20 protein-coding genes are annotated in these 25,218 nt (G+C 62.6%); 8 read left to right on the plus strand and 12 right to left on the minus strand.

Annotated elements, in window-relative coordinates; genetic code table 11:
- Nucleotides 1-355: 355 nt before the first annotated feature.
- The 3 genes from V1293_RS34790 to galE all read right to left on the minus strand — a co-directional run bounded on the left by V1293_RS34790 (nt 356) and on the right by galE (nt 4,039).
- Nucleotides 356-1,057, minus strand: coding sequence for a fumarylacetoacetate hydrolase family protein (locus V1293_RS34790; RefSeq protein WP_334516179.1), 702 nt, complete (start codon nt 1,055-1,057; stop codon nt 356-358).
- 44 nt (nt 1,058-1,101) lie between these two features.
- On the minus strand, nt 1,102-2,922 hold the full coding sequence (locus tag V1293_RS34795) for an ABC transporter ATP-binding protein (RefSeq protein WP_334516180.1): 1,821 nt from the start codon (nt 2,920-2,922) through the stop codon (nt 1,102-1,104).
- A 103-nt stretch (nt 2,923-3,025) separates the two neighbouring features.
- Complete coding sequence (gene galE / locus V1293_RS34800; protein ID WP_334516182.1) at nt 3,026-4,039, minus strand: UDP-glucose 4-epimerase GalE; 1,014 nt, start codon at nt 4,037-4,039, stop codon at nt 3,026-3,028.
- Nucleotides 4,040-4,211: 172 nt separating this feature from the next.
- Here galE and V1293_RS34805 point away from each other — a divergent pair, with 172 nt between their 5' ends.
- Nucleotides 4,212-5,270, plus strand: coding sequence for a glycosyltransferase family 4 protein (locus V1293_RS34805; RefSeq protein ID WP_334516183.1), 1,059 nt, complete (start codon nt 4,212-4,214; stop codon nt 5,268-5,270).
- On the opposite strand, the gene waaF is transcribed toward V1293_RS34805, so the two are convergent.
- A complete protein-coding gene (gene waaF / locus V1293_RS34810) occupies nt 5,252-6,319 on the minus strand; it encodes a lipopolysaccharide heptosyltransferase II (RefSeq protein ID WP_334516185.1) in 1,068 nt (355 codons plus the stop codon). The genes V1293_RS34805 and waaF overlap by 19 nt on opposite strands.
- Nucleotides 6,320-6,481: 162 nt before the next feature.
- Here waaF and rfaD point away from each other — a divergent pair, with 162 nt between their 5' ends.
- The 6 genes from rfaD (at nt 6,482) to V1293_RS34840 (ending at nt 14,810) form a co-directional block, all read left to right on the plus strand.
- On the plus strand, nt 6,482-7,462 hold the full coding sequence (gene rfaD, locus V1293_RS34815; protein WP_334516187.1) for an ADP-glyceromanno-heptose 6-epimerase: 981 nt from the start codon (nt 6,482-6,484) through the stop codon (nt 7,460-7,462).
- An 18-nt stretch (nt 7,463-7,480) separates the two neighbouring features.
- Nucleotides 7,481-8,953 carry a D-glycero-beta-D-manno-heptose-7-phosphate kinase gene (gene rfaE1, locus V1293_RS34820; protein WP_334516188.1) on the plus strand — a complete coding sequence of 491 codons (1,473 nt, stop codon included), beginning with the start codon at nt 7,481-7,483 and terminating at the stop codon, nt 8,951-8,953.
- Nucleotides 8,954-8,976: 23 nt separating this feature from the next.
- Entirely contained in the window at nt 8,977-10,242 is a 1,266-nt protein-coding gene (locus V1293_RS34825) for an O-antigen ligase family protein (protein WP_334517045.1), read from the plus strand.
- 44 nt (nt 10,243-10,286) lie between these two features.
- Nucleotides 10,287-11,555: an O-antigen ligase family protein gene (locus V1293_RS34830; RefSeq protein ID WP_334517048.1), complete on the plus strand. Its 1,269-nt coding sequence runs from the start codon at nt 10,287-10,289 to the stop codon at nt 11,553-11,555.
- Nucleotides 11,556-11,643: 88 nt separating this feature from the next.
- Nucleotides 11,644-13,560 carry an SDR family NAD(P)-dependent oxidoreductase gene (locus V1293_RS34835; RefSeq protein WP_334516190.1) on the plus strand — a complete coding sequence of 639 codons (1,917 nt, stop codon included), beginning with the start codon at nt 11,644-11,646 and terminating at the stop codon, nt 13,558-13,560.
- A 23-nt stretch (nt 13,561-13,583) separates the two neighbouring features.
- Nucleotides 13,584-14,810, plus strand: coding sequence for a glycosyltransferase family 4 protein (locus tag V1293_RS34840; RefSeq protein ID WP_334516191.1), 1,227 nt, complete (start codon nt 13,584-13,586; stop codon nt 14,808-14,810).
- Here the strand turns inward: V1293_RS34840 and V1293_RS34845 are convergent.
- The 8 genes from V1293_RS34845 to V1293_RS34880 all read right to left on the minus strand — a co-directional run bounded on the left by V1293_RS34845 (nt 14,807) and on the right by V1293_RS34880 (nt 23,033).
- On the minus strand, nt 14,807-15,829 hold the full coding sequence (locus V1293_RS34845) for a glycosyl transferase (RefSeq protein ID WP_334516193.1): 1,023 nt from the start codon (nt 15,827-15,829) through the stop codon (nt 14,807-14,809). The two genes, V1293_RS34840 and V1293_RS34845, sit on opposite strands and share 4 nt — an antisense overlap.
- 29 nt (nt 15,830-15,858) lie before the next feature.
- Entirely contained in the window at nt 15,859-16,818 is a 960-nt protein-coding gene (locus V1293_RS34850) for a lysylphosphatidylglycerol synthase transmembrane domain-containing protein (RefSeq protein ID WP_334516194.1), read from the minus strand.
- 212 nt (nt 16,819-17,030) lie between these two features.
- Nucleotides 17,031-17,429: a hypothetical protein gene (locus V1293_RS34855; RefSeq protein ID WP_334516198.1), complete on the minus strand. Its 399-nt coding sequence runs from the start codon at nt 17,427-17,429 to the stop codon at nt 17,031-17,033.
- Between the two features lie 4 nt (nt 17,430-17,433).
- A complete protein-coding gene (locus tag V1293_RS34860) occupies nt 17,434-18,498 on the minus strand; it encodes a hypothetical protein (RefSeq protein WP_334516200.1) in 1,065 nt (354 codons plus the stop codon).
- Nucleotides 18,499-18,560: 62 nt separating this feature from the next.
- Complete coding sequence (locus V1293_RS34865) at nt 18,561-19,379, minus strand: class I SAM-dependent methyltransferase (RefSeq protein WP_334516202.1); 819 nt, start codon at nt 19,377-19,379, stop codon at nt 18,561-18,563.
- A gap of 25 nt (nt 19,380-19,404) precedes the next feature.
- Nucleotides 19,405-21,348 carry an asparagine synthase (glutamine-hydrolyzing) gene (gene asnB, locus V1293_RS34870; RefSeq protein WP_334516203.1) on the minus strand — a complete coding sequence of 648 codons (1,944 nt, stop codon included), beginning with the start codon at nt 21,346-21,348 and terminating at the stop codon, nt 19,405-19,407.
- 9 nt (nt 21,349-21,357) lie between these two features.
- Nucleotides 21,358-22,302, minus strand: coding sequence for a glycosyltransferase family 2 protein (locus tag V1293_RS34875; protein ID WP_334516205.1), 945 nt, complete (start codon nt 22,300-22,302; stop codon nt 21,358-21,360).
- Nucleotides 22,299-23,033, minus strand: coding sequence for a class I SAM-dependent methyltransferase (locus V1293_RS34880; RefSeq protein ID WP_334516206.1), 735 nt, complete (start codon nt 23,031-23,033; stop codon nt 22,299-22,301). Before V1293_RS34880 ends, V1293_RS34875 begins: the two co-directional genes overlap by 4 nt.
- A gap of 321 nt (nt 23,034-23,354) precedes the next feature.
- Here V1293_RS34880 and V1293_RS34885 point away from each other — a divergent pair, with 321 nt between their 5' ends.
- Nucleotides 23,355-25,133 (plus strand): acyltransferase family protein, encoded by a 1,779-nt coding sequence (locus V1293_RS34885; RefSeq protein WP_334516208.1) that lies wholly within the window; start codon nt 23,355-23,357, stop codon nt 25,131-25,133.
- Nucleotides 25,134-25,218 lie beyond the last annotated feature (85 nt).

Below are 25,218 nucleotides of genomic sequence, written 5' to 3' on the forward strand. Positions count from 1 at the left end.
AGAATTGCCGCATCACGAATCGGTAGATGGGCGTCATAACCAGCGTCGAAATTCCGATCAAGAAGAGCCAACCCATCGCATCACCGCCTGCAAGGCCGCCTCAACTGGCGGACGTGTTCGCCCGAAGGTAGCATTAATTACTAACACCTCCCTGCTGAGCTTCAGGTTGGCCTGCTGGCCCCTGTGAGCTCGCTCCCGAACGTCTTCCACCACGTTGCGCGTCCTCTTCAGCTTGCCGCCGCCGCGCGCTCATGGAGGTCACGCGGGATCGGCGGATTGCGCTTCGCTCATCCGCTACGAATTAGCCCCGGACCTGGTCCGGGGGCTTTGCGCTCGTAACGATTTGTGCCGGTCGCTACTCCGGCTTGCCGATCGCGACCTTCAGCGTGCCGACGCCGTCGACGCCGCACTCGATCTTGTCGCCGGGGTTGAGCTGGGAAACGCCGGCCGGCGTGCCCGTCATGATGATGTCGCCGGCGGCGAGCTTTACCTGCTGCGAGAGCTGCCAGATGATCTCGGGCACGCTCCAGATCAGTTCGGTCAGATCACCCTTCTGGGTTTCCTTGCCGTTGACCGTCAGCCAGATCTTGCCCTTGGCGGGGTGGCCGATCTTGGAAGCGGGCTGGATCGCGGAGCAGGGCGCGGAATAGTCGAAGGATTTTCCGACTTCCCACGGCCGCTCCTTCTTGCGCGAGGCGAGCTGCAGGTCGCGGCGGGTGAGGTCGATGCCGACGGCGTAGCCGTAGACATGGTCGAGCGCCTTGTCGGCGGGAATGTTCAGCCCGCCGCTCTTCATCGCGACGATCAGTTCGACCTCGTGATGCAGATCCTTGGTCAGCGGCGGGTAGGGGATGGTGGCGCCGTCTTGCACCAGCATGTCGGCATGCTTGGCAAAGAAGAACGGCGGCGCGCGCTCGTCATTGCCCATCTCGCGGATGTGTTCGAGATAGTTGCGCCCGACGCACCAGATGCGGCGGACCGGATAGGCGCCTGTCTCGCCGACGACCGGAAGCGTGGGCTGCGGGGCTGCTGATATGACGTAGGAGGCTGCGTTCATGAAAAGGTCTCAACGGGTTACGGGTGGAAATTCGGGAATAGCCTTTACGCGGTTGCGCTGACCGGCGCCAGACTGGGATGACCTGCATCGCGCTGCTGCAGGCGGAAGAACGAGGCGTAGCGGCCGCCGTGCCGCAGCAAATCGTCGTGCATGCCGCGCTCGACGATCTCGCCGCCCTCGACCACCAGAATGGCGTCGGCGTGCATGATGGTGTGCAGGCGGTGGGCGATCACGATGGTGGTGCGGTTCTGGCAGAGATGGTCGATCGCCTCCTGCACGGCCTTCTCGGATTCCGAATCCAGCGCGGCGGTGGCTTCATCGAGCAGGATGATCGGCGCGTTCTTGATCAGCGCCCGCGCCACCGCGATTCGCTGGCGCTGGCCGCCGGATAGCTGCGTGCCGTGCTCGCCGACCGGCGTGTCGTAGCCGAGCGGGAAGCCCATGATGAAATCGTGCGCGCAGGCGGCCTTCGCAGCCGCCACGATCTCGCCCTCGGTGGCGTCCGCCTTGCCGAAGGCGATGTTGGCGCCGATCGAGTCGCGGAACAGATAGACGTCTTGCCCGACGTAGCCGGTCTGGGTGCGCAGCGAATGCCGCGATACGCCGGATATGTTCTGGCCGTCGATCAGGATCTCGCCCTGCTTCACCTCATAGAGCCGCAGCAACAGCGCCAGCACGGTGGATTTGCCGCCGCCGGAGGGGCCGACCAAAGCGGTGGTCTTGCCGGGCTCGGCGATGAAGCTCATCGCCTTCAGTACCGGTTCGTCCGTCCGATAGGAGAAATTGACATCGCGGAACTCGACCCGCGCGTTCGAGAGTTTTAGCGCCGGCTTGTCGTCGTCGGCGGGCTCGCTCGCCGGGCTGTCGACGATCTCGAGCAGCATCCGCGCACCGACCAACTGGCTGTTGAGGTCGATGTTGAGCCGCGCCAGGCGCTTGGCCGGCTCGGTCGCCAGCAGGAACGCGGTCATGAAGGAGAAAAACTGGCCGGGCGTGGCGCCGAGCGCGACCACGCTGTAGCCGCCATAGAGCAGGCAGCCGGCGACCGCAAAGCCGCCGAGCATTTCCATCAGCGGGTTGGAGCGGTTGGAGACCCGCGCCATCTTGTTGGCGTTCTTCTCGACGATCGCGATATTTTCGTCGATGCGCCGCTGCATGGTCGCTTCCAGCGTGAACGCCTTCACCGTGCGGATGCCCTGCAGCGATTCCTGCATGGTCTCCATGATGTCGGCGCTGCCGGTGAACTGATTGTGGGCGAGGCCCTTGATGCGCTTCACCAGCTTGCGCAGGATCAGCATCGCCGGCGGCACCACCACGAGGCCGATAAACGACAGCACCGGATCCTGCGTCACCATCACGAATATCAGGCTGACCAGCAGCAGTACGTCGCGCCCGACCGCATTGATCAACAGCGTCAGGACGTCGGTGATGGATTTTGCGCCCGATGTCAGCCGCGCCAGGAATTCGGACGAATGCCGCTCGGAATAGAATCCGATGCTTTCGCTCATCAGCTTGGCAAACAGCCGCCGCTGGTTGTTGGCGAGAATCGCGTTGCTGATCTTGGACAGGATCACGGTGTGGCCGTAGGTCGCCAGACCTTTGATGAACAGCAGCACCACCGTGACGCCGGAGAGAATGGCGATGCCAACGACGTTCTTGTCGATATAGGCCTGGTTGATGACCTGGCCCAAAATATAGGCGGAGCCCGCGGTGGCGCCGGCGGACACGCCCATCAGCGCGAACGCGGTCACATAGCGCCGCCAATAGACAAAGCCCTGTTCCATGACGAGGCGGCGAATCAGGATCGCTGCGCCGTAGGGATCGTCGGTGATTTTTCTGGTCGGTTTGCTTGGAAGTTCGGTCATCCGCGTTCCATTGACGGCGCCTCGTAGCCGGCGCGTCAGGGCTGCTGCGGATTAGTCCTTGCCTCTTTGGCGGGGCTTTTTCAAGCCCAATAAGCGCTTGATTTCAGGCCGATTCCGCATGCTGCGGAAGGCCGCCGCGGTCGCGGAACAGCTTCTCCTCCCAGGCCAGCGCATGGGTGGCGATGGTTTCGAGATTGTCGTATTGCGGCGTCCAGTCCAGCGTCGCATGGATGCGGCTGGTATCGGCGACCATGGTCATGATGTCGCCAGGACGGCGCGGCGCATATGAAACCGCGAAATTGCGCCCGGAGACGCGGCGGACGGCTTCGATGGTTTCGAGCACCGAATAGCCGCGGCCGTAGCCGCAGTTCAGCGTGATCGAGCTTTTGCCGCCACGCAGATAGGCCAGCGCGGCGCGATGGGCCTGCACGAGATCGCTGACATGGATGAAGTCGCGGATGCAGCTTCCATCCGGCGTCGGATAGTCAGTGCCGTACACGTCGATCTTGGCGCGCTGGCCGGTGGCGGCTTCGACCGCGATCTTGAGCAGATGCGTAGCGCCTACGGTGGCAAGGCCGCAGCGGCCTTTCGGATCGGCGCCGGCGACGTTGAAGTAGCGCAGCACGACATAGTTCATGCCGTGGGCGGCGGCGACATCGTGCAGCATGATTTCCGTCATCAGCTTCGATGAGCCATATGGCGAGGCCGGCCGCGTCGGCGCATGTTCGGGCACCGGCACCTGGTCCGGATTGCCGTAGACGGCGGCCGTCGACGAAAAGATGAAGCGGTTGACGCCGCCCTTGACAGCGGCATTCAAGAGGCTGCGGGTCGTCATGGTGTTGTTGCGGTAATAGCCGAGCGGATCGCGCACCGAATCCGGCACCACGATCGAGCCGGCGAAATGGACGATGCTTTCGATGCCGTGCTGGTCGATCACGCCTGCGACGAGGTTTTCATCGCCGGCGTCGCCGATGAACAGCGGCACGCCTTCCGGCAGGAAGACGGAGAATCCGGTGGACAGATTGTCGATCACGACGACGGTTTCGCCGGCTTCCACCAGCGCATGAACCATGTGACTTCCGATATAGCCGGCGCCACCGGTGACGAGCACGGTCATGGGCCACCTCTCGCTCTTGAATTTGGAGCGCGCCCGGATGCAAAACCGGTTTCCACTTTATGCTGGTCGCGCTCTATTGACGGCGATGCTAGCGGGGCTGCGGTGAAGAGTGGGTTTCGGCACAGGCCGAACTGGCCACTATGCTTAATGTTGCGTATAGGAACTGGCCGAAATGGAGCCGGACGTGCCGATCGAGAACAATTTGGCCAGTGATCTGCAACTGATCGTGCCGAATCTGCACAGGCGCTATTCGGGCGTCACGGCGACCAACCGGATGGTGGCGCCGAAGCTTGCCACAATGTACCGCGCGGCCTGGCTCGGGCCGCACGCGCCCGACGGCATCGCGCGGATGGGGTTTGCGGATCTGTTGAAACTCTGGCGCCGCCGCAACGCCCTGATCTGGCACGCGCGCCGCAACGACGAGATGATCGCAGGGCTATTGCTGCGCGCGCTCGGCTGGCCGTTAAAACTCGTCTTCACCTCGGCGGCACAGCGGCATCACAAGCGGCTGACGCGCTGGCTGATCCGGCAGGTGGATGCGGTGATCGCCACGTCCGAACTGTCGGCGTCGTTTCTCCAGCGCGAGGCGACGGTGGTGATGCATGGCGTCGATACCGAGCGCTATGCGCCGCCGGCCGATCGCGCGGCGGCGTTTGCCGAAGCCAAATTGCCGGGACGTTACGCGATCGGCTGCTTCGGCCGGGTGCGCGCGCAAAAGGGCACGGACGTCTTCGTCGAGGCGATGTGCCGGCTGCTGCCGCGTTATCCCGATTTCACCGCCATCATCGTCGGCGCGGTGGTGCCGGAGCAGCAGGGCTTTGCCAACGGTTTGAAACAACAGATCGAAGCGGCCGGACTGCAATCGCGCATCGTCATCACCGGCGAGCTCGCGATCGAGGAGGTGCAGCGCTGGTATCAACGGCTGACGATCTACGCCTTCACCTCGCGCAATGAAGGCTTTGGCCTGACGCTGATCGAGGCGATGTCCTCAGGAGCGGCACTGGTGGCCTCGCGCGCGGGCGCCGCCGAATTCGTGGTTGAGGACGGCGTGACCGGCGTGCTGACGCCGCCGGGGGATACCGAGGCGCTGGTCGCCGCACTGGAGCCGCTGATGCGCGATCCGGTCTCGGCGCATGCGATGGGCGAACGCGCGCGTGCACGTGTGCTGCAAAAGTTCAGCCTCGATGCGGAAGCGACCGCGATCGCCGCGGTCTATCGTTCGCTCGGCTGAGTGACCAGCAGGCGGTGCGCGACATCGGCCACGTAAGAGGGGTCGATGTCGCGCATGCAGCGGTGGTCGTTCATGGTGCAGACGGTGCGCTGGCAGGGCTGGCACGGCAGCACAGCCTTGGTCTGGAGAACCGTCGCGGCAAGACCGTTCAGCGGTGCCCACAGGTAGGGACTGGTGGGGCCGAAAATGCCCATGGTTGGCGTGCCGATGGCGGCGGCGATATGCATCAGGCCGGAATCGTTCGAGATGGCGACGCCGGCCGCCGCCATCGCCAGGATGCCGTTGCGCAGATCTGACCCGGTGAGGTCGCGGACCTTGCCGCGGCCGGCGGCAACGATCTCCTGCGCCAGCGCCTTCTCGCCGGGGCCGCCGACCACCCAGACGTCGAGCCCGCGCTCGACCAGGAGCCGTGCAGCCCCAGGGTAATAGGTCCAGCGCTTGGAGGCGCCGACCGAGCCAGGCGCCAGCGCCACCGCCGGGCCCGTGCCGAGGTCGTTGGCCTGCCGCCAGCGCGCGGTTTCCTCACGCGGCACGGCGAGCTGCGGCACCGGCCATTCGCCCGGCAGCGGCGCGCCTGCAGGCAGCGCCAGCGCGGCGTTCTTGTCGATGAAGCGGGGCAGGGTCTTCTCGCCCCAGCGCATCCGGTTGATCAGCCCGAACCGGGCCTCGCCTAAAAAGCCCACCCGTTCCGGGATGCCGGCGAGCGCAGGGGCGATCGCTGCCTTCCAGGTGCGGGGCAGGATGAGGGCGGTTCCATAACCCCGGGCGCGCAGTTCCGATGCGAGACCCCGTTGCCTCGCCACCGCCAGCCGGCCGCGGGGCAGATCCCAGACGATCCCGGCGCGGACGCCCGGCATGTAATCGACCAGGGGCGCGCACAGCGACGTCACCAGCAGATCGACCGGCCGGTTCGGCCAGCGCTGCTTGAGGACACGCACGACCGTGTGGCCGCGGACGAAATCGCCGATCCACATATAGGGCACGATCAGGATCGGCCGCGTGTCGGCGGCATCCTCGATCTCGATCCCATTAAGTGAATTCATATTCATATCTTATATTCGAGCCCAAGGGCAATTCGGGCTCCGGAGGTAACCGCTCTGCAAGGGCAGGTAAAGTCGAGCGATCCACCATCCACTGCCCCGCAGAAGGCAAGTTGCCTGCCGCGCGGGACTGGGGCAAAGCTTTGCCGAACAATCTTGGCAGGGGATGGCATGTTGCTGGTGACCGGGGGTGCCGGTTTTATCGGATCGAACGTCGTGGCCGCGTTGAATGACGCCGGCCGGAGCGATGTCGTGGTCTGCGACATACTCGGGCAGGGCGGCAAATGGCGCAATCTCGCCAAGCGCCAGCTCGCGGACTTCGTGCCGCCGTCGCAACTCCTCGACTGGCTGCAGGGCCGGCGGCTTGAAGCAATGATCCATCTCGGCGCGATTTCCGAAACCACGGCGATCGACGGCGATCTCGTCATGGAAGCCAATTTCCGGATGCCGCTCAAGCTGCTCGATTGGTGCACCGCGACCGGAACCCCGTTTATCTATGCGTCCTCAGCGGCGACCTACGGCAATGGCGAGCAGGGTTTTGACGATGATGGATCGGTCGAGGCGCTGAAGCGGCTGCGGCCGATGAACCTGTACGGCTGGAGCAAGAACCTGTTCGATATGGCACTGGCCGAGCGCGCCGCACGCGGCGAGAAACTGCCGCCGCAATGGGTCGGATTGAAGTTCTTCAACGTATTCGGCCCCAACGAATATCACAAGGGCACGATGATGAGCGTGCTGGCACGGCGCTTCGACGACATCAAGGCCGGACGCCCGGTGCAACTGTTCAAGTCCCATCGGGAAGGCATTGCCGACGGCGACCAGCGGCGCGATTTCATCTATGTCGACGACGTCGTGCGCGTGACGATGTGGCTGTTGGCGACGCCTCATGTTAGCGGGCTCTTCAACGTCGGCACCGGCACCGCGCGCAGCTTTCGCGACCTGATGCTGGCGGCCTATGCCGCGCTCGGCACAAAACCGAACATCCAGTATATCGACATGCCCGAAACGATTCGCGACAGCTATCAATACTTCACCCGGAGCGAAGTCGATCGGCTGCTGCGCGCCGGATATAATGGCGGCTTCACCGCGCTGGAAGACGCGGTCGAGCGTTACGTGAAGGGCTTTCTCGATCGCACCGATCGCTTTCGCTGATGGGCACCAGGTAGACAGATGTTCGATTTTGAAGCCCTGAGCCAGGCGATCCCGCGTCAGACCGTGCTCTGCGTCGGCGACCTCATGCTCGACGAATTCGTCTATGGCGAGGTGTCGCGCGTTTCGCCGGAAGCGCCGGCGCCCGTCATCGCGGTCCAGCGCAGCGAGACCAATATCGGCGGCGCCGGCAATGTCGCCCGCAACATCGCCGCTCTCGGCGCGCGCTGCATCTTTGCAGGCCTGGTCGGCGAGGACGAGGCGGGCGCGAAACTGAAGGCCGATCTGGCGCGGGAGAGGCTGATCGAGGCCGTGCTGGTCTCCGATTCCTCCCGCCCGACGACGCGCAAGGTGCGCTTCGTCTCCGAGCATTTTTCCACCCACATGCTGCGCGCCGATTGGGAGCAGGTCGTTCCGGCCTCGGCGGCTGTCGAGCAAAAGCTGATCGACGCGATCCTGCCGCAACTCGCCCGCGCCGATATCGTGCTGCTGTCCGACTACGCCAAGGGCGTGCTGACGGCGCGCGTCATCCGCAACATCATCGACGCCGCCAGGAATCTCGGCAAGCGCGTGATCGTCGATCCCAAGAGCGCCAATTTCGCGATCTATCGCGGCGCCACGCTGTTGACGCCCAACCGCAAGGAATTTGCGGAAGCCACCCGCAGCCGCGCCGATTCCGACCAGAACATTGCCGGGGCGGCGCAGGACGCGATGGTTCTCGCCGATTGCGAGGCGATGCTGGTGACGCAGAGCGAACACGGCATGACGCTGGTGGCGCGCGGCGGCGAGGCGATCCACGTGCCGGCGCTGCCGGTCAAGGTGCGCGACGTTTCAGGCGCGGGCGACACGGTCGCCGCCGTGCTGGCGCTTTCGCTTGCGGCCGGGGCCGACTGGGAGGCGGCGCTGCGGATGGCGAATGCGGCAGCCGCCGTTGCGGTCGGCAAGAAGGGCACCGCGACCGTGACGCCGGCGGAGCTGCGGCGAAAGATCCTGCCGCATGCGTCGCTGGCGGCCGAGGAAAAGATCGTGGCGGCAGGCGGCGATCTCGATGCGCATCTCTCGGACTGGCGCCGGCAGGGACTGCGCATCGGCTTTACCAATGGCTGCTTCGACATCCTGCATCCCGGCCACGTCAAGGTGCTGACGGCCGCGCGCCGCGCCTGCGACCGGCTGATCGTCGGTCTCAACAGCGACGCCTCGGTGAGGCGGTTGAAGGGCGAGGGACGCCCGGTCCAGGACGAAAGCGCGCGCGCCGAAGTGCTGGCGGCGCTGGAGGCGGTCGATCTCGTCGCGATCTTCGAGGAGGACACGCCGATCGACCTGATCGCGAAAGTGAGGCCGAGCGTGCTGGTCAAGGGCGGCGACTACACCCGCGAACAGGTCGTCGGTTACGAGATCGTCGAGGCTACCGGCGGCGAGGTCGTGCTCGTCGACATTCTGCCGGGCCACAGCACGACGTCGCTGGTCGACCGCGCGCGGGGGGGCAAGGCGTGAGCGTAAGCGCTACGGCTCCACTGATGTCGCCGGTGCGGCGATACTGGCGCGATCGGGCGCTGTGGACGACGATTGCGGATGTCTTTGCGATTCTGGCCGCGTTCTCGCTGCCCTGGTCGACGACGCTGCCGGCGATCTTCGTGCCCCTCTGGCTCGGCGCCGTGGCATGGGTGATGGACTGGCGGGCCTACGGCGCCTTGCTGAAGCAGCCGATCTGCTACTTGCCGCTTGCGCTGGTCGGCCTGGCTCTCGTCGGCACGGTCTGGTCGGACGCGGTGTGGGGCGCGCGGCTTTACGCCGTCAGTCCCACCCTCAAGCTGCTGGTGTTGCCCGGACTGTTCTATCATTTCGAACGGTCGTCGCGCGGGATGTGGGTCTTCGTCGCATTCCTGGTGTCTTGCGCGCTGCTGATGGTGGTGTCGTGGCTGGTCGCGATGGATCCCAGCTTTACGCTGAAGTCCTCGAGCGAGCCGGGGGGGCGCGGCATCTTCGTCAAGAACTATATCGACCAGAGCCAGGAGTTCGCACTGTGCGCGGTGGCGCTGGCCTATCCGATCATCCGTCTGCTGCAGACGAACAGGGTGTGGCAGGCGCTGGTGCTTGTTGCGATTTCGCTCGGCTTCATCGTCAACATGGCGTTTGTCATCGTGTCACGGACGGCGATGGTGACGATCCCGATCATGCTGGCGGTATTCGCGCTGCTTCACCTGAAATGGCGCACCAGTGTGATGATTTTCGGCGTCTTGGCCGTTATGGCGGGATTGGCTTGGGGCACATCGCCGCAATTGCAAACGACGCTGGACACCTTCTCCCGGGACTATCGGCTCTACAAGACGGAAAATGTTCCAACATCGATCGGAATAAGGCTCGAGTTTTGGAAGAAATCGCTCCAATTCTTTGCCGGGGCACCGGTGATCGGACACGGAACGGGTTCTACCCGCGGATTGTTCGAGCGGGCCGCCACTGGCGATACTTACAGCGCCACCAGCCAGGTCATCGGCAATCCGCATAACCAGACATTGAACGTTGCGGTTCAATGGGGCGGCACCGGGATCGTTCTGTTGTACGGGATGTGGCTGGTGCATCTCTTGCTGTTCCGCGGCGACGGACTGGTTGCCTGGATTGGATTATTGGTCGTCGTGCAGAACATCTTCACCTCGCTGTTCAATTCCCACATCTTCGATTTCCACGAAGGATGGATGTATGTGCTCGGCGTCGGAGTTGCGGGCGGCATGACGCTCGCGGCCAGGCAACGCAACGCGCGCGCGGAACGGGCAGGGTCGTCATGATGGGGGTGGAATATCAGCGCAGGGAGATAAATTCGATCGGCGCGATGTTGTCGGTCATGGCCTCGGCCCGGCACGACCCGTTCGCGCGCATGCTCAACGTCGACCTCATCGCTGTCCTGGTGGCGGGGTTGCTGCCGTGGTCGACCAGCGGCGTGGGCATCGGCATGCTGGTCTGGCTTGCGGCTCTGGCCGCGACACTCGAACTGCGCCCGTTCCTGCGTTCGCTGCAGCGTCCGATCTGCGCGCTGCCGATCGCGCTCGTTGCGCTCGTCGCCTTGGGAACATTGTGGTCGGACGCGTCATGGGGCGCGCGCCTCTATGCGCTGAGCCCCGCGACGAAGCTGCTCGTGCTGCCGTTTCTGCTCTATCATTTCGAGCGCTCGACGCGCGGCATGTGGGTATTCATCGCGTTCCTTGCGTCCTGCACGCTGCTGACGGTTGCATCCTGGATAGTCGTGATTGATCCCAGCCTTTCGCTAAAGGCTCCCGGCGAGCCGACAGGGCACGGTATTTTCGTCAAGAACTATATCGACCAGAGCCAGGAATTCGTGTTGTGCGCGGTCGTGCTTGCTTTCCCCATCATCACGCTGCTGCGAGACGGGAAAATCCGGCAAGCGCTGTTGCTGACGCTCGTCGCCGCGAACTTTGTCGTCAACATGGTATTTGTCGTCGTGTCGCGCACGGCACTGGTGACGCTGCCGGTGATGCTCGCCGTGTTCGCGATGGCGCACCTGAAATGGCGCACCAACGTGCTGCTGTTTGTTGCCGCCGTCATATTCGGTGCGCTGGCCTGGACGGTGTCGCCTCAACTGCAGGCGACGACGGACAAGTTCACGCGGGATTACCGGATCTACAAGGAGTTCAACCAGCCGACATCGATCGGGCTGCGGCTCGAATTCTGGGAGAAGTCGTTGCGGTTCTTTGCCGAGGCGCCGGTCATCGGCCACGGCACCGGATCGACGCGGGGGCTGTTCGAGGCGGCCGCGACCGGGCCTGCGGTGCTGGCGCAGGGGCAGGTGATCGGGAACCCGCATAACCAGACCCTCAACGTCGCGGTCCAGTGGGGCACGGTCGGGGTCGTGATCCTGTACGCGATGTGGCTTTCGCATTTCTCCCTGTTTCGCGGCGAGGGGCTGGCGGCCTGGATCGGGCTGATGGTGGTGCTGCAGAACATGTTCAGTTCGCTGTTCAACTCGCATCTGTTCGATTTTCACGAGGGATGGATGTATGTGCTGTGCGTCGGTATCGCCGGAGGCATGGTGCTGCGCGCCAGGTCGGAGGCTGAGGAATCTTCCGGAACAGCCCGGCCATGATCGCTGGCATGCGCGCCGCAGATAAGCTATCAGCGGACCTGGGATGCGCCTCGCGAATCCCCCTCGCTTTCCGCAGCCGGCCATTGGAATGACGCCTGTTTCGCAACTGACCCGTCGCAATTACCTGATCGCAGCGCATGATGGGCTGGCGACCGCGTTTGCGCTGCTCGCAAGCTTCTATCTGCGCTTCGAGGGCGGCGAGGCCTTCTATGCCCGCCTGCCGCTATTGCTGCGCATTCTGCCGCTGTTCGTCGTCTTCAGCGTCGTGATTTGCTACGTCTTCAACCTGACGACGACGAAATGGCGTTTCATTTCGCTCCCCGATGCGCTGAACATCCTGCGAGTGGCGAGTGTTCTGACAGTAGCGCTCATCGTGCTGGACTATGCCTTCATTTTCGCGGCATCGAGTGCCAAGGCGCCGGTGCTGTTCGGCCGCATCACCATCGTGCTCTACTGGTTTCTCCAGGTGTTCGCGCTGAGCGCGCTCCGTTTCGCCTATCGCTATTTCCGCTATTCGCGCGTTCGCCGCCATGCCAAGACCGAGGGGGCGTCGTCGACCCTGTTGATCGGCCGCGCCGCCGACGCCGAGGTGTTGTTGCGCGCGATCGAGAGCGGCGCCGTCAAGCAGCTTTGGCCGGTCGGCGTGCTGTCGCCGTCGGCCGCGGACCGCGGCCAATCGATCCGCAACGTGCCGGTGCTCGGCGGGATCGATGATGTCGAGGACGTGGTCCGCGACTATGCCGGGCGGGGAAAGCCGATTTCGCGGGTCGTCATGACGCCGTCGGCGTTCGAGCCCGAGGCGCATCCCGAGGCGGTTCTGATGCGGGCCAAGCGGCTCGGCCTGTTCGTCAGCCGCCTGCCGTCGCTCGAAAGCGGCGACGTGCCGCGGCTGACCAATGTCGCCGTCGAAGATCTGCTGCTGCGGCCGAGCGAGAAGATCGACTACGCGCGGCTCGAATCGCTGGTGAAAGGCAAGGCGGTGATCGTCACCGGCGGCGGCGGCTCGATCGGTTCGGAGATTTGCGACCGCGTCGCGACCTTCGGCGCCGCGCGGCTATTGGTGATCGAGCATTCCGAACCGGCGCTTTACGCGGTGACGGAGGCGCTGACGGCGCGCGCGGCCAATGCCGTGATCGAGGGCCGAATCGCCGATATCCGCGATCGTGACCGGATCATGAACCTGATGCGGGAATTCAAGCCCGATATCGTGTTCCATGCCGCCGCCCTGAAGCACGTGCCGATCCTCGAGCGCGACTGGAGCGAGGGCGTCAAGACCAACATCTTCGGCTCCGTCAACGTCGCCGACGCCGCGCTGGCGGCGGGCGCGGCCGCCATGGTGATGATCTCGACCGACAAGGCGATCGAGCCGGTGTCGATGCTGGGCCTGACCAAGCGTTTTGCCGAAATGTATTGCCAGGCGCTCGACCATGACCTGATGACGCAATCGGACGGCAAGCCGCACATGCGGTTGATCTCGGTGCGGTTCGGCAACGTGCTGGCCTCCAACGGATCGGTCGTGCCGAAATTCAAGGCGCAGATCGAGGCCGGCGGCCCGGTCACGGTGACGCATCCGGACATGGTCCGCTACTTCATGACGATCCGCGAAGCCTGCGATCTGGTGCTGACCGCGTCGACGCACGCGCTGACGCCGGCGCGGCCCGACGTCTCCGTCTACGTCCTCAACATGGGACAGCCGGTCAAGATCGTGGAAATGGCCGAGCGGATGATCCGCCTGTCCGGCCTCGAACCCGGCATCGATATCGAGGTGGTGTTCACCGGCATGCGGCCGGGCGAGCGGCTGAACGAGATCCTGTTCGCCAGCGAGGAGCCGCCGGTGGAGATCGGAGTCGCCGGCATCATGGCAGCCAAGCCGAACGAGCCGCCGATGCAGACGCTGCGCAAATGGCTCGCCGCGCTGGAGGAGGCGATTGCGCGGGATGACCGTTCCACCATTCGGGCGGTGCTCAAGGATGCCGTGCCCGAGTTCGGCTCGAACGCCGCCTGATCTTTTTTAGGTGTCCGCCTGCCGTGCGGGCCGTTTCGAAAGCCATGATGCAGAAGTCCGGAAAAGTCGTCGTCGTCAGCCAGCATTATCCGCCAGATCCGAGCACGACGGCCGCGATCATGGCGGCGATTTCGGAACGCGTGGCGCGGGAAGCCGAAGTTTTGGTGCTGTCGGGAACGGCAGGCTCCGCCGCCAAAGCGGTAACCGGCATGCCCGCGGTCGTCGAGATCAGGAATTGGATGCCGGGCAAGGCCGCATTGCTCAAGCGCGCCCTGGCCGAACTGCTGTTCACGATCCGGATGTTCGCAGCGCTGTTGGTGAGACTGCGCCGCGGCGACGTCGCGCTCACCGTTCCCGCACCCTTCATGCTGCCCTACGCCTTTGCGGCCGCCGCCAAATTGAAAGGCGCGAGGTCGGTGCTGATCATGCACGATCTCTATCCCGACGTTCTCATCATGGCGGGCCTCCTCAAGCCGCATTCGTTACCGGCGAAGGCGATGCGCGGCCTCAACGCGCTGATGTTTCGCGCGCTCGATGCCGTCGTCATCATCGGCCGCGACACCGAAAAGCTGCTGCTGCGCTATGGCGGAATGACGAGCGACAAGATCCGCTTTATTCCGAACTGGGCGACGCTTGCGCGCGGCGTTCGCGCGGTCGATCCTGATAATCCCTATCGCCGTCCGCTTTCCGCCCGCTTCGTCGTCGGGCTTTCAGGCAATCTCGGCTTTACCCACGACCCCGTCATCGTATTCGAGGCCGCGCGCCTGCTGCGCGACGACAAGGATATCCACTTCCTGCTGTCGGGCTGGGGGGTGGGCTTTGATCAGTTGCGCGAGATGCAGTCCGAGGCAAAGCTTCCGAACGTCACGCTGGTCGATCGCGTCGAGGACGATCAACTGGAGGCGTTTCTTTCCGCCGCTGATGTCTGGATCATTCCCTACCGCAGGAACGTCGCCGGTGTATCGGTGCCCAGCCGGTTCTACAATCTGCTGGCGATCGGCCGCCCGGTGATCCTGGTTTCCGAGCCCGATGCCGAGGCGGCGCTGACGGTGATCGAACACGATGTCGGCTGGGTCGTCGAACCCGGCAGAGCCGATGAGCTCGCGAAAGCGATCCGTCGCGCCGCCGGCGCCAGGGATCCGCAGCGTGCCGAGCGCGCGGCCGAAATCGCAGGACGATTCGACCTTGAGACCGCCATGACCGGGTATTGCGGCCTGATCCGCGAGCTTTTGCAGAGGAAGCCGGATTAGCCCAACGATGATTGCCGCCGCGAGAAGCGGTGCATCAGAAGCGCCGTGGCGATGCCGCCGACGATGAAAAACAGGATTGCTGTGGCCGTCGACGAAGTCATGGCCGAGCCGATCGCCAAAGCGGCAAGCAGGATGTTGAGCGCAAATACTTCGCTCACCACACGCGATACGGAAATCCCGTTGTCGGTAGCGCGTTGGTAGAAATGGGTGCGATGCGCCGCCCAGAACGGCTCGCGCCGCGCGACGCGCCGAAGCAGCGTGACGGTGGCGTCGGCGAGATAGTAGAGCGGCAACAGCAGCGCCGCCGCAATGTGCTGATGCCAGGCGAGCTGCAGCAGACACCAGCCGGCGAGCAGGCCGATCGGCAGGCTGCCGACGTCGCCGAGAAAGATTTTCGCTACCGGCCGGTTGAAAGGCGCAAAGCCGAGCATCGCCCCGAACAGCGCCGCGGCGGCGATCGTCGCGGGCGCGGGAAGTTCGGCGAGCCAGCCGAGCAGAACGAGCGCGCCGGTGACGGGCACGATCTCGGCGACCGTCATCAGATCCAACCCGTCCATGAAGTTGACGAGGTTCACGAACCACAGGCCTGCGAGCAACAACAGGCCGCGCTCGAGCCAGAGCGGGCAGGCCGGAACGATTCTCAGGTTTTCGGGCGCGGCAAGGAGCACCGCGGCGACGGCTAATCCCTGCAGCAATAGCCGCGGCACTACGGGGATGGATTTGACATCATCGGCAAAGCCTACCGCCGCGATGAACAGCATCGCGCCGAATATCGCGGCAGGAATTTTCATTTCGGCCGCGCCGGCAAAGGCGATGACCGCAACGGCCGTGACCAGTGTGGCCGCGATCACCGCGATGCCCGCGCCCTGCGGCGTCGGAATGCGATGGGACGAGCGCGCATTCGGCCTTGCCAGCGCTATTCGCACCAGCAGCGGCCGGATCGCCCATGTCAGGACGCCCGACAACAGCGCCGCCGGCACTGCGGCGGCCAACGACAGCAGTAGTTGCGAACTGGCCATTCTATCCGCGTGGAAAGTTGCTCGAAAGATTATTTGGGAACTTCGATGGCCACCGTGCCCTGCGCGGCCTTCTCGGCGCTCAATATCCAGACCAGTCCGCCGACCGCGCCGACGATGAAGGATACCGCGCCGTAGAGCAGGGAGATGTTGACGCCCTCGTTGGCCATCAGGCCGGCATAGCCGAACGCCAGCCCCATGGTGGCCTCGCGGACGCCCCAGCCGGCAATCGAGATCGGCAGCATGGTGATCAGCATGACCGGCGGAACGAGCTGGAAGATCTGGCCGAACAGCACGGGGGCTGCGATCGACTGCACCACGCACCAGGCGATGACGACGGCGAGCACATGCACCAGCAACGACAGCACCGCGACTTTCGGGCCGTGAACGCGGCCGAACAGCACGCGATTGGCGATCACGGAACAGGCGTGGATGTGGTGGGTGCCCCACCAGTGCTTCAGCCACGGCCACGGCAGCCGGCCGAGCAGAAGAAACCCGAGGCCGCCGGCAAGGGCTGCGAAATCGACGAAAAGCAAGGCCGACCTGCCGTGCGGATCGGTGATCAGGCGATAGCTCCAGGGCAGGCTCGCGACGATGACAACCGCGAGCGCGATCAGGCCGATGGCGCGGTCGACGAAGATGGAATAGGTCGCAGCCCGCCAGCCGGCGCCGCTGCGGGCCACCAGCCACAGCCGTACCGCGTCACCGCCGATCGAGGAGGGCAGCGTCTGGTTGAAGAAAGTTCCGATCACATTGAAGCGCATCGCCTGCCGGGTCGGCAGCGGCGCGCCGCACTCCGCGCTGATCTCGCGCCATCGCAGCACGCCGATGAATATCTGCAGGAACGTCACGGCAATCGCCACGCCGATCCAGCCCAGGCTGGAAACGTCGATGCGGGCGACCAACTCGGCAAGGTCGACCTTGCGCAGCGAGAAATACAGCAGCGCCGCCGAGACCAGTATCTTCAACGTCGAAAGCAGGATACGGCGCATCTCGCCCGTGCCAAGTTTGAGAGAAGTATTAGCGCAAATTCGGCGCCAATTTCGCCGCCTTGGTATGGTTTTCGGGCCGGTCTGGCAATAGCTCACCCAAAGGTATTCAGAGATGGAAACTATAGAGACACGGACGCGTTGCAATTATCGAAGCTGATGAGATCAGCCGGAGGAGCGCGCCCGGCTTGTCGCGGAAATCTTCGCAAGCGCGGCTAGGTCGAACATTTCGGCAATTGATTGGTATCCGCCAGCTGTTTCGCGCGCCATTCAATGCCCCAGCTTTTTGACGCGCGCTCCAGATCCGCGTGCGTGACCTCGGGATGGTGCTGGCAGATCTCGTTGACCGCCTCATGATACTTCGCTTCGACGGAACTCGTAACCGCCAGGGTTTGCTTGATCAGAAATCCGGTACTCTTCAGGTAGGGAAGGATCACCCGCGAACTAACAACAGCCAACAATATGGCGGGGGCAACATTCAAGGCGAGCAGAAAATAGGCACGGGTGCCCTGATGGCGTGTTGGTATCCAGCGTTGCTTAAGATGAAGCAATGCTCTCCCGGCGGAATTGATCGTTTCTCCGGCAATCAAGCCAGCGATCGGACAGATCGCCATGAAACTATACTGGCCGGTGAAATGGGTGGATATGCGTGTGCTGAAACATGACGTAGTACCAGGAAAGTCCGCCAGCCAGCAGGATTAGCGCTGAGATCACTGAGCTTCTCTTGTGAAACCACAGCACAACGAGCACACAGGCCGCGGCCCATGCAAACAGTTGAAAATCGAAATTGTAGGCCCACTCTAGCCGGTATTTGACCAGCGACGGATAGTTCAACCAGTCGGCTGCAGACATGAATCTCTGGTTTGGGTACCAGACGCCGCCGGGGACGCGGGCGTCGAACGTTCGCGCGACGAAGATATCGAGCAGCCGAAATCCTCCGCTCCTTACTCCTCCGAAGAGCGACATCACCATGATGATGGTAGCGGAAGCTGCTGCAACAGGGGGTGCGGATATCATGGCGACGTCCCTGATGCGGGGCCTGCCGCGGTACTGCCACCACAGCCCGATCATGATGATCCACGACGACATGTAATAGAACCAGTAATTCATGCAGGTGAGGAACATCGCGACCAGCGCGCCGGCGAGATAGGCCGGCCTGTTGTTCTTCAGGTATAGGACGAAGAGCAGCGGTGTCGCATTGAAGAAGACGAATTCGAACGGCATCGTATGCGTGACGCCGGGAAAGAACAGAAAGAATTGGGACAGTGCGAGAAATGCCGTCGCAAATGCCGCGACAAGCAAGTCACTGAATAGAAGATAGACCCAGAAGAAGAAGCAAAGCGCGCCGATATTGAACAGAACGATCGACAGAATCTCCAACGGAAGGGGAGTTGTTGCCCCGGCGCGCACAAACAATTCCGCAACCAGCAAGAAAAGGCCGGGATTCTGAATATCGTATATCGGCAGATACGCATCAACGGCGCCGGGGCCGGCCCTGGCCATGGCGCGCTGGTGTATATTGACGAGATGGCTTTCGTAGTCGGGCTTGTCGGCGATCCATGCGATTGCTGACACTTCGGGCTTCAATCGAAGCCAACCGATATAGTTGGCAACCGCTAGCGAGATCAACAGAAGCGCCGCGGCAAGCAGAATGCGGGCGCCCCTGATTCCGTCAAATTGCATTCGTTAAACCTGTTGGAGGGTGACGATGTCAGCGATGGTTTTAGTGCTCGCGGAATGGATGTTTATTTCGATCCACAGACCGTCCACGAATATCCGTGCCGATGGTGCAACCGCACATTGCTGAAACCTGCGTCGCAAAGCAAGGCTTCGGCTTCATCGCGTGAATAATATTTCGCCCAACGGGGGTTGATCTGGTCTAGAATCACGAGGCGGCGCTCGGCAGGCGGAAAGCGCATATAGACGTTCGAGAGATAGTTTGAGAGAGGCAATGCCGGGATCAGCCGCGTGAGGGCCGCGTACACCAGAACCACCGGGTAAAGCATCCACGACAGAACTTCGTTCACGATAACCGGCAGGTTTCGCGTGATCGTGCGCACGGGAACGAAGATGCTCTGATAGGCGCGGCTGCCTTCGCGGCCGTACAGCCAAACAAGCATCTGGCCGCCCGGCCGTAGTGCCTCATAGGCTGCCTGCACAACGGGCCCCGGTTCCGGAATGTGATGAAGCACGCCGATCGACAGCACGATGTCGAAATCATCCCTTGGAATGGCTTCGCCTGTCACATTGAAACAACGTACCCGCTCGCCGGCATGGGCGGTGTTGCGGACCAGCACGTCGTAAGCCCGGCTCGGTTCGACGGCGGCCACCGACGCTGCGCCGGCGGCGAGCATCATCAGGACGATCCGCCCGGTACCCGAGCCGATGTCGGCGCATTTGCGGTCCTTGATATCTTCGAGTGTCAGAAACGGCGCGATGATATCTGCAAATAGTTCGACGCTGCCGTAGTAATCCGGATTCTCCGTATGGCGCGTCCATTGTTCCCCGAAGTCGCTGATCGTCTGATCGCGAGCGCTGTCTCTTGTCCCCGGATCCAGCTGCATTATTCTGGTACGTCCCTTTTTGTCCTCACGTCCCGACGTCGAGCATCTTCAGGTCAGCGTGGGCGGCCGGGGTGGATACCACATGGCGCGACCATGTCCTGGAGATCCCGAAATGCAGGATGGGCCAGATCGCATAGGAATGGTCCCGTCGACCCTCGGCGTGTTCCCGCCAAAGCAGCCGCGCCTCGTCCGCTACGATGAAGGGGGCGAGGGCATCTGCTTCGCGTTCGAAAATTCGCTCGGCGGTCGGCCGCAGCTCGTGGCGCAGCAGTCCGGCCAGCGGTGCATTGAAGCCACGCTTGGCCCCTTCGGTAACGGCTTCGGGAGCTTTCAGCCGCCGGGCGAGCCGCCGCAACAGGGCCTTCTTTTCTCCCTGCCGCGCAAGCAGCAGATCGGCATGGCATCGACCTGCGAAGTCCATGATCCGCCGGTCGAGAAGCGGGACACGCAGCTCGAGTGATTGGGCCATGCTCATGGCGTCAGACTTCAGCAGAAGTCCGCCCGGCAGGTGCCAGCGCTGATCGGCGAGCAGACAACGATCGATGAGATCGCCTTCCGCGTTTGCAATTTCGGCCTTGTAGCCGCGGAACGGATCCTCGTCGAGGAGAGGGCGCAGCGCGCTGCCGTAGAGTTTGGAAAGCATGAACTGCGGGACGTAGCGCCGCCAGCAGGCATGCGCCTCGAGAGGACCGCTAGCCATGCCGAAGGCAAAGCGGAATGCGATGGCCGATAACGGAAGCCGTTTTTGTCCTGCCGCTCCGAAGCGGTAGAACAACTGGCCGACCTCGTTCCAGGCGCCTGACGGCAAAAGCGGGCCGAGACGGGCCGCCCACTTCGATGCGGCATATGTCGGGTAGCCTGCAAAGAACTCGTCGCCGCCGTCGCCCGTGAGCGCCACCGTCACGTTCTTCCGCACTTCCTGCGAAAGCAGGAGCAGCGCCAGCGAAGCCTCGTCACAGGACTGACCATCATAGTGATGGACAACCGTCGCCAGCAGTTCGCCAAGATCGGAGCGCATCTCGATAGGAACGGAATGAAGTTTGGCGCCAATCGCGTCCGCCACCCTGCGGGCGAGCGGCGTCTCGTCGAATGACTGGTTGGCGAAGCTCGCGGTGAACATCGGCAGCTTGCCGTCTGACCGGTCGGCGCCGAGAGCGACGAGCGTGCTATCGATGCCGCCGCTGAGCAGAACGCCGACGGGGACATCGCTCACCAGCTGATCGGAAACAACCCTGGTCCATAGTTGTTCAAGCTCGACCGTCGCGTCGTCGATGCTGGTGATCTCAGCCGTTCGGGTCGGTCGCCAGAATTGCCGCTCGGTTCGCTTGCCTTCGCGGTAGGTGACAACGGTTCCCGGCGCGATCTGGTGCACGCCCTCGTACGTGGTGTCGCGAGGGCCGACGTAACCCATCGCGAAGAAGGCATGAAGTCCCTGCGCCGAGATCTGGCGGGATTGAGCCGGATCGGCGAAAATGCCCTTGATCTCGCTCGCGAAGCGAACGACGCCGCTGTCTTCGGCATAATAGAGCGGCTTGATGCCGACGCCGTCCCGCGCGAGCACCAGACACCGCTCATCGCGATCCCAGAGCGCGACCGCGAACATGCCTTCCAAGCGATCGAATATCCGATCACCCCACGCGAGGTAACCCAACGGAATGACCTCGGTGTCGCAGCTGGTTCGGAATGTGAATCCGAAGTCGCGCGCCAGTTCAGCCCGGATCTCCCGGTCGTTGTAGATCTCTCCGTTATAGCTGACGATCACGCGGCCCGAGGGATCGGTGAAGGGCTGCCGCCCGTCGGGACTTAGATCCCTGATCGCGAGCCTGGCGTGGCCAAGCGCTATCCCCGGCGCGATCAGGATGCCGCTGTCGTCCGGGCCGCGATGGTGCAGGGCCGCGACCATGGCGCGCACCGTTTCCTCGCGGGCAAGGCGGCGATCGCCAGAATAGATCCCCACAACGCCGCACATGGTTGCACCTCAAATCCGCGTAATGCGATTTTCGCGCAGCGGGCGCGCTTCGTCGTGATCGCCGGCCTCGCGGTTGTCTCGTTCCAGACGCGACGACTTGACCATGATCTGGCGCAACAATACGGCCAGCAATCCCAGCGAGAAGATGAGGACTGACGAGATGATGCCGCCGACGCCGACATAGAAGAATACGTTCAGCTTGGCTATCAGCGCGAGCGTGAAACTGAGGAAGGATGATGCGAGCACGATGCCCGCCATCAACACGAACATTTTCAACGGGTTGTAGTAGATCGCCGCTTCCACGATGTACTGCAGCGTCTTCATCGAGTCGCGCAGCAGCTTTACCTTCGATTTTCCCACTCGCTTGTTGTACTCGATCGGAACATAGGCCACGAATTTTCCGGTCATCATATAGGCCAGTGTCATCGACGTGGTGAAGCTGAACGTGTCGCAAAGGTGGTCGAAATATTCCAGCGCGGCGGAGCGCCGGAACACGCGAAGGCCGGAATTGATGTCCGGGATGGAACGGCCGGCGGTGAACTCCACGATAAATCGCAGCACCCGGCGCAGCGGCATCTTGATCAGCGATTCCTGGTAGTGCTTGCCGCTGCGCGCGCCCACGACCATGTCGAAGCCCTGATTGTAGCTGGCAAGCAGATCCGGAATGGCTTCGATGGGATAGGTGCCGTCGGCATCGTTGATAATAATCGTATCGTAGCGGGCGGCGCGGATACCGTCTTTCAGCGAGCGGCCATAACCGACATTGTGTGGATGCCGCAGCACCCGCGCTCCGGCTGCTTCCGCCCGAGCCGCGGTCTCGTCGCGCGAGCCGTCGTCCACGACGACGACCTCGTAAGCGCCGCTTCCGCTACTGGACAATACCTCTCGCAGGCGGGTGATGGTCCTGCCAATCTCATCCTGCTCGTCGAGCGCAGGTATGACGATTGAGATCATCGCTTGCGGCCTACCGCGATGACCGACTGGCCGAAGACCTTCCGCGTTGCAGGATCAGCAAGACGCGAAAGCGGAACCAGCCATTTGTCGAACAAGGATATCTGTGAGTTCACGGCATTGTCGTTGAGAGAGCTGTGACGAAGGGCGCGATTTGCCAGCCAGCCAAGGCCGCCTATCGAATTGAAGTAGTCGCAGCGAACGATCTCGAGCCTGGCCTCGGCAAGTCGCGACCGCATTTGGGCCCGGCTATAGCGGCGGTGATGGCCCGCCAGACGGTCGAGATCGTTGAAAAGAAGTTCCAGCGCCGGAACGATCACAAGGAGATGGCCGCCAGGCTGAAGAGCCCGGGCGAGGTTCGTGACCGCCCTGCTGTCGTCCTCGATGTGCTCGATCACGTTCAGGCAGACAATCGTTCTCACCTTGCGTTCATTGGCAAGCGCCACAAACTCCGGGCTTGTAATATCGGAAACGCGCAGATCGAGACCGGGAAACCGCTGGCGTCCCTCTTCCACCGAAGCGGGGTCGATATCGACACCGATATAGTCGCCATAGCCGCGCAGCACGCTGGCATAGCTGCCGTGTCCAACACCGATTTCGAGCACCGGCGCGGCAAGGTAATCCGAGAACGAGGCCAGAATCCACGAGATGTAATTCTTCGCGTCGGCCATCGCGGACGAATATGTCTCCGCACCCTTAAGAGCGGGTACGGACGCTAACCGGGCTTCACCCATCCGCGTATCCTGAGCGTGATTGTAGCGCTTCCTTAGCGCATACCACCGATAGTGCCAAGCCCGTCGCGCTTAGCCACTGACTTTAGATCAAGCCCCATCTCGCGACCGGCACGGCCCCTGTCGGGAAGCCGGTTGTGGCGAGGCCAGAGCAGGGCAATTGGCTTGACGGAACTGGCGAAGATCCGCACAAAGCGAACGAGTCCTGATGGCGGGGGGCGCCTCCGCTTATGCATTAATTCCCCTTGCGGATCCGATTGTGACATATCGTTCGGACATCGACGGATTGCGAGCGCTTTCGGTTCTCGCCGTCATGCATTTCATTTGAACGGTTTCGTTCCCGGCGGCTATGTTGGTGTCGACGTATTCTTCGTTATTTCCGGCTTCCTCATCGGCGGCATTGTCTTTCACGAAATTGATTCCGGAACATTCTCATTCGCTGATTTCTACAAGCGACGAGTTAGACGTATCGCCCCTGCATTGATTTTGACGCTGCTGGGTTCTTATGCGGCTTCTCTTGTTTTGATGTGGCCCGCGGAGACGATTGCTTTCGCAAAGTCTTCGCTGGCCGCCCTGTTCTCTTTCGCAAACGTCTATTTTTATGCGACGAGCGGGTACTTTGGGCCCCGCGCGATTGACCTGCCGCTGCTTCATCTGTGGTCGCTCGGGATCGAAGAGCAGTTTTATTTCGTCTTTCCGCTGATCGCTGTTCTACTGTCCAGATATTTTCCGCGCGTATTGCTGCCCGTGCTCGTCATGCTGGGTCTGTTGTCGTTGCTGTGGTCACAGTGGCAACTGTCGCTTCATCCGGAAGCGTCGTTCTATTTGCTGCAGAGCAGGGCGTTTGAACTCACTATTGGCGTATTGCTCGCGCGGTTGAACTGGAAGCTGGAGTCGCAAGCGGCGCAACTGCTGTCGGCTGTTGGCGCCGCATTGCTGATTGTTGCTATATTCTTCTATAGCGACCGGACGCGGTTCCCTGGCCTGGCCGCACTCGTTCCATGTCTCGGCACCGCATTGATCATTTGGTCGGGGCAGGCGGGAACGGTCTTGAGCCGGATATTGGGCCTTCCGCCTCTGGTCTATGTCGGCAAGATCTCGTATCCGCTGTATCTGGCACATTGGCCGCTGATCGTTTTCGGCAAGATCGCCATGCCGGAAACACCGGAATTGCATTTTTCTCTGTTTGTCGTCGCTGCGTCGTTTGTAGCCGCCATGGCAACCTATCATGCGGTCGAGAGGCCGATCAGAACCGGTCGCTTCACGCTGGCAAAGGCCTCCTTCCTGGGGAGCGCGGCCTCCCTTTCGGCGGTAGGCGCTGTCGTTGCGCTCCTGGCGGGCGGCTTCGAGGGGCGTTCGGGACCGCGAGCGCAGCAGCTCACCAATTTCGATCCCCCGAATCTGAAGGAGCTGTTTCTTCAGGGTACGTGTTTTCTCGATCCAGATCAGGACACTTCACGTTTTGCGCTTGAGACGTGTTTTCCGGACAAGCGGCCTGTAGCGATCCTGTGGGGCGACAGCCACGCGGCCCATCACTACAATGGTCTGAAGCATGAGTTGGGCGCAGCCGGATATTCGCTTGGAATGTTCACCGCGTCCGCATGTACGCCCATCATCGGTCGAGTGGTCGACGGACGGCCCCACTGCAAGGACATAAACGATTTTGTGCTGTCGTTGATCAATTCGCGCAAGCCTGAGGTCGTCATTCTTGCGGCCTTTTGGAAGCCGTTCGTGATGGACGGACTCGAGAAGACGTTGGGCCTACTCGCGCAGAATGATATTTCGGTTGCGGTGTTGGGCAATACGCCGATTTTTCAGGAGAGTGTCCCGGTCTATCTGTCCCGTGCTGCCGACAAGGACATCAAGGTGTCGGATCGTTCTGCGGCGGAGGCTGCCATGCGTGCGATGCTGCAGACCAAAAAGATCGGAAATGTGAGGTACATTTCCTTGCAGCAGGCTGCTTGTCCGGCAGGGCGATGTGCCCTCGCTGACAAGTCCGGACGTCCCTATTATTTCGACGAGGGCCATTTGACCCAGGAAGGCTCGCGATGGATCGCGGGAAAAATAGTGTCGGATATCCTGGCCACGCGCCCGCGCAGTTAAAGATGGCACGGACCCGCGCTCGCCAAACGCGCAGTCCCGCAGCCAAGTGACCAGCATTGGAAGGTATTGCAGCCCCCTCGACACG

It is taken from the genome of Bradyrhizobium sp. AZCC 1693, assembly GCF_036924745.1.
Classification (GTDB): domain Bacteria; phylum Pseudomonadota; class Alphaproteobacteria; order Rhizobiales; family Xanthobacteraceae; genus Bradyrhizobium.

Excerpts from the sequence above, each read along its gene's own strand:
- V1293_RS34790 (WP_334516179.1), bottom strand. The coding sequence starts at position 1,057 with ATGAACGCAGCCTCCTACGTCATATCAGCAGCCCCGCAGCCCACGCTT.
- V1293_RS34795 (WP_334516180.1), bottom strand. The coding sequence starts at position 2,922 with ATGACCGAACTTCCAAGCAAACCGACCAGAAAAATCACCGACGATCCC.
- galE (WP_334516182.1), bottom strand. The coding sequence starts at position 4,039 with ATGACCGTGCTCGTCACCGGTGGCGCCGGCTATATCGGAAGTCACATG.
- V1293_RS34805 (WP_334516183.1), top strand. The coding sequence starts at position 4,212 with ATGGAGCCGGACGTGCCGATCGAGAACAATTTGGCCAGTGATCTGCAA.
- waaF (WP_334516185.1), bottom strand. The coding sequence starts at position 6,319 with ATGAATATGAATTCACTTAATGGGATCGAGATCGAGGATGCCGCCGAC.
- rfaD (WP_334516187.1), top strand. The coding sequence starts at position 6,482 with ATGTTGCTGGTGACCGGGGGTGCCGGTTTTATCGGATCGAACGTCGTG.
- rfaE1 (WP_334516188.1), top strand. The coding sequence starts at position 7,481 with ATGTTCGATTTTGAAGCCCTGAGCCAGGCGATCCCGCGTCAGACCGTG.
- V1293_RS34825 (WP_334517045.1), top strand. The coding sequence starts at position 8,977 with ATGTCGCCGGTGCGGCGATACTGGCGCGATCGGGCGCTGTGGACGACG.
- V1293_RS34830 (WP_334517048.1), top strand. The coding sequence starts at position 10,287 with ATGTTGTCGGTCATGGCCTCGGCCCGGCACGACCCGTTCGCGCGCATG.
- V1293_RS34835 (WP_334516190.1), top strand. The coding sequence starts at position 11,644 with ATGACGCCTGTTTCGCAACTGACCCGTCGCAATTACCTGATCGCAGCG.
- V1293_RS34845 (WP_334516193.1), bottom strand. The coding sequence starts at position 15,829 with ATGGCCAGTTCGCAACTACTGCTGTCGTTGGCCGCCGCAGTGCCGGCG.
- V1293_RS34850 (WP_334516194.1), bottom strand. The coding sequence starts at position 16,818 with ATGCGCCGTATCCTGCTTTCGACGTTGAAGATACTGGTCTCGGCGGCG.
- V1293_RS34855 (WP_334516198.1), bottom strand. The coding sequence starts at position 17,429 with ATGGCGATCTGTCCGATCGCTGGCTTGATTGCCGGAGAAACGATCAAT.
- V1293_RS34860 (WP_334516200.1), bottom strand. The coding sequence starts at position 18,498 with ATGCAATTTGACGGAATCAGGGGCGCCCGCATTCTGCTTGCCGCGGCG.
- V1293_RS34865 (WP_334516202.1), bottom strand. The coding sequence starts at position 19,379 with ATGCAGCTGGATCCGGGGACAAGAGACAGCGCTCGCGATCAGACGATC.
- asnB (WP_334516203.1), bottom strand. The coding sequence starts at position 21,348 with ATGTGCGGCGTTGTGGGGATCTATTCTGGCGATCGCCGCCTTGCCCGC.
- V1293_RS34875 (WP_334516205.1), bottom strand. The coding sequence starts at position 22,302 with ATGATCTCAATCGTCATACCTGCGCTCGACGAGCAGGATGAGATTGGC.
- V1293_RS34880 (WP_334516206.1), bottom strand. The coding sequence starts at position 23,033 with ATGGGTGAAGCCCGGTTAGCGTCCGTACCCGCTCTTAAGGGTGCGGAG.